This is a genomic window from Nostoc sp. CHAB 5715 (assembly GCF_020829685.1).
GTDB lineage: Bacteria > Cyanobacteriota > Cyanobacteriia > Cyanobacteriales > Nostocaceae > Nostoc.
Genome location: NZ_JAIVFR010000798.1, coordinates 1 through 3,548, shown reverse-complemented (window position 1 = coordinate 3,548; position 3,548 = coordinate 1). Strand labels below are relative to the sequence as shown.

The 3,548-nt window shown below is 43.7% G+C and carries 1 pseudogene; it reads left to right on the top strand.

From position 1 onward, the window contains the following. Positions 1 to 130: 130 nt before the first annotated feature. Positions 131 to 3,022 (top strand): annotated as a pseudogene (locus LC574_RS31465) (glycerol-3-phosphate acyltransferase). Positions 3,023 to 3,548 lie beyond the last annotated feature (526 nt).

Sequence of the window (3,548 nt, the reverse complement as noted above, 5' to 3'; positions counted from 1 at the left end):
TTAGCCAAGTGTCCATTTAGCAACTAGCAAATAAAAACGCCCTAATTACCATTAAAAATTTTAGAAAAACTTTAGATTTTAGATTTAAGGTTTTAGATGGAAAATTTAAATCTAAAGTCCAAAATCCAGAATGTTTGAACCTTGGGGTGTCTTAGTTATTTTAATTGTCTGCCCCCTCTTGGGCGGATTACCCCTGATTGCATGGATCGCTTACGCGCTTACGGGCAAGCAATTATCACAAGTTGGTACAAGAAACATTAGTGTATCAGCTGCCTTTTATCATGGCGGTAGATTTGTCGGAATTCTGGCAGTCTTGTCAGAAGCTTTTAAAGGAGTTGCTGCAGTCTTACTCACCCGCGTTTTCTTTCCAGAGGGATCGTCTTGGTAATTAATCGCCCTGATCGCTCTGGTATTTGGTAGATACTGGATAGGTAGAGGGGCAGGTACGACAAATGTTGTCTGGGGATTTGTCGTACATGATCCTCTTGTGGCAATATTTGTATCCTTCTTTGCAGGTATTAGCTTTACAATTCTGCAATCGAGAAAGGTAGTAAAATTTGGGGTCTTGCTTCTCTTTCCTCTGTTTGTGATGATTCTCCACATTAGTGATTACCCCAGAATGCTTGCTGCTATAGCCTTAGCTGGTTTAATGGGCTGGATTTATACTAAAATTCCTGATGATATGAATCTGCCAGCCCAAGAGGCACAAACAGAATCTCTTGCGATGTTGAAATTTTTGCGCGGCGATCGCGCGATGGTTTCTTTAGATGAAGAGTTGGATGCTGCGATTGTCGGAGAAAAGGCGGCTACATTATCTCAAATTAAGCGCTGGGGTTATCCAGTCCCTAAGGGATGGGTACTCGCCCCAATCGACGATCCCCAAATGTTGACATTTCTCCAGCCATCAGAATTATCTCCCTTGGTGGTACGTTCTTCTGCTATTGGAGAAGATTCATTTCACGCTTCTGCGGCTGGACAGTATGAAACAGTTTTAAATGTTACCAGCCCAGAGGCATTACAATCAGCGATCGCTCAAGTTCAAGCTTCCTACAATCATCCATCTGCTGTGCAATATCGGCGCGATCGCGGTTTAAAGGATACAGCAATGGCTGTATTGATTCAACAACAAGTCCAAAGTGTATATTCTGGTGTAGCTTTCAGCCGCGATCCCATTACTGGGCAAGGTGATGCAATCATCATTGAAGCCCTTCCAGGTAGCCCGACGCAAGTCGTTTCGGGAAAAGTCACACCAGAACAATATCGCGCTTTTGTCATTGAAACAGAAAATTCTTCCTCTGTGCAATTAGAGGGTCAAGGACGAGTCCCACAAGCATTAATTAAGCAAGTTGCATACTTAGCTTATCGACTCGAAAAACGTTATCATGGCACTCCTCAAGATATGGAATGGAGTTATGACGGTCAAACACTCTGGGTGTTGCAATCTCGACCGATCACCACTCTACTACCCATCTGGACACGCAAAATCGCCGCCGAAGTGATTCCCGGAGTAATTCACCCCTTAACATGGTCGATTAATCGTCCTTTAACTTGTGGAGTTTGGGGAGAATTTTTTACTCTAGTTTTGGGCGATCGCGCTTTAGGGTTAGATTTCACTGAAACAGCAACTCTGCATTATTCCAGAGCCTACTTTAATGCATCCCTCTTAGGAGATATTTTTCTCCGCATGGGATTGCCGCCGGAAAGTTTGGAATTTTTAACTAGAGGAGCTAAATTAAGTAAACCGTCCTTGCAGTCAACTTGGGAAAATTTGCCAGGACTAGGGAAGTTGCTGAGGCGGGAATTAAGTTTAGAAAAAGACTTCAAGCAGGATTATCACAAACGGTTCATTCCTGGGTTGTCGCAGTTAGCGCAAGAAGATATAGATAACTTTGAACCAGCCAAGCTGCTAATCAGAATTGACTTTATTTTAGAGTTGCTACGTCATGCGACATATTACAGTATTTTAGCTCCCTTAAGTGCTGCCGTGCGGCAAGCGATTTTTCGGGTGAAGGATGGGCAAATTGATAATAGCGTTACTCCAGAGGTGGCGGCATTGCGATCGCTGAGTGCTTTAGCAACAGATGCCAAACAAGTATTGCTTGAGTTTGAACCACAACAGGTATTTGAGCAATTAAAGCAAACCCCAGAGGGAGAAAAGATCCTGCGAGAATTTGACGAATTGCTTCAGGATTACGGCTATTTAAGTGAAGTGGGAACTGATATTTCCGTTCCTACTTGGCGGGAAAATCCCCAGATGATTAAGCAGATGTTTGTGCAGTTAATGCAGGGGAACGAACCACAATCAGGCGCTAAAGACGCAATAAATAGCATTTTTGCTGGTAAGCGCAAACGTGGATTTGTGCAACGGCGTGTGGATATCAAGGGACGAGTTACCGAAGTTTATTCACGGCTTTTGGCTCAATTGCGTTGGAGTTTTGTAGCTTTAGAGAAGATTTGGTTAAAGTCCGGCTTACTCAAGAAAACAGGAGATATCTTTTTTCTAGAATTTGATGAAGTGCGGCGTTTAATTGTGGATGACGATTCTAGGTTAATTGAGGAGTTAGATGAGTTAGTGGAATCGAGGCGATCGCAATTTGCCCAAGATAGCGAGATCATTCAAGTACCCCTTTTAGTCTACGGCAATACACCTCCTCACCCCTTAGCTCCCTCTGCACTTTACTCTGACCAAATTTTACAAGGGATTGGAGCCAGTCAGGGACAAGCTGAAGGCAGGGTTAAAGTGTTGCGAAATTTACAACATGTGCCGGAGATTGATCGAGATACGATTCTGGTAGTACCTTACACAGATTCCGGCTGGGCACCTTTGTTATTAAGGGCTGGAGGATTAATTGCCGAAGCTGGTGGACGGCTTTCTCACGGTGCGATCGTTGCTCGTGAGTATGGGATTCCCGCAGTTATGGATGTTCAAGGCGCTACATGGCTACTGCAAGATGGTCAACGGGTAAGGATTGATGGCTCTACGGGTATTGTGGAATTATCTAACGATTTAAGACCCCAATGATTACCACTTCTGGTGAAAAACTTGCCAGAAGAATCTGTTTCTCACAATGCCGAAATCACGTGCTGTAGAGGCACAGCAATGCTTTGCCCTTACGAAAGATGTGGTTTTTAAACTTATCCATATTTGGCATTTCTTGTCAATGCGTAAGTTTTAATACCAATTCTGTATGAAGATGCGCTAAACCATATTTACAGCTATTTTCAGGTACAGGACTTACGCAACTGGCACACTGCGATCGCCATGTAGTAGTACACAGGTATTACTTTATCCCCTTTCTGAAAGCTTTGTCAGGACTTACGCAACTGTCACAAGCAATGGTGCGGCGTAGCCGTGCCGAGCGCCAAACAACCTAAAAGGCAAACATGGGAACATTGGGACGCTTTAGTTGTTGAACTAAATCAGGACTTACGCAACTGTCACAGGCGATCGCGTCGAAAGAGCTAGACCAGAAACATGGGAAGGACGGGACGTTTCAATTGTTGAATGAGATAATTTGAGAGTAATCCGTACTTTAATTGATAAACGG